A 692-nucleotide genomic window follows, 5' to 3' on the forward strand; every position below is an offset into this window, starting at 1 on the left:
CTGCGCCGTGGTGATGGCACGGCTGTGGGGCGGGCGGACGCTGCTGGGAAGCGCTACGCCTTCGCTCGAGACATGGGTCAATGCCGGAAGCGGAAAGTACGGGCTCGCCTCCCTGACGGAACGGTACGGGGATGCCCGGCCGCCCGAAATATTCGTTTCGGATACGATCCGCGCCGCCAAACGCGGCGAACGGCATGCGCATTTCAACAAGTTGTTGCTCGACAAGATGGAAGCGGCGCTCGGGCGGGGCGAGCAGGTGATGTTGTTCCAGAACCGCCGCGGGTTCGCGCCCTATGTCGAGTGTTCGGAGTGCGGGTGGACGGCACGCTGTCCGCACTGCAACGTGACGCTCACCTACCACAAGGGAGGCGGGAAGCTCGTCTGCCATTACTGCGGCTATACGGCCCCCGTGCCGGCGAAGTGCCCGTCGTGCAAGGTGACGGACGTGGTTCCGCGCGGCTTCGGCACCGAAAAGGTCGAGGAGGAGATCGCACGGCTGTTCCCCGCGGCGCGCGTGGCGCGGCTCGACCGCGACAGCGTGACTTCGGAGCGGGCGTTCAACGCCATCATCGCCGACTTCGAGGCTCGCAAGACCGACATCCTGGTCGGAACGCAGATGATTACCAAGGGGTTCGATTTCGGCGGCGTGTCGCTCGTGGGTATCCTCAATGCCGACAACCTGCTGAACAACC

The 692-nt window shown here is 65.0% G+C and carries 1 protein-coding gene; it reads left to right on the plus strand.

Annotation, left to right across the window (positions count from 1 at the left end):
* On the plus strand, positions 1-692 hold a 692-nt coding region (gene priA / locus QVP03_RS02515), incomplete at both ends, for a replication restart helicase PriA (protein WP_288210611.1).

This window comes from Alistipes sp. CAG:29, assembly GCF_000435435.1.
Taxonomy (GTDB): Bacteria; Bacteroidota; Bacteroidia; order Bacteroidales; family Rikenellaceae; genus Alistipes; species Alistipes onderdonkii.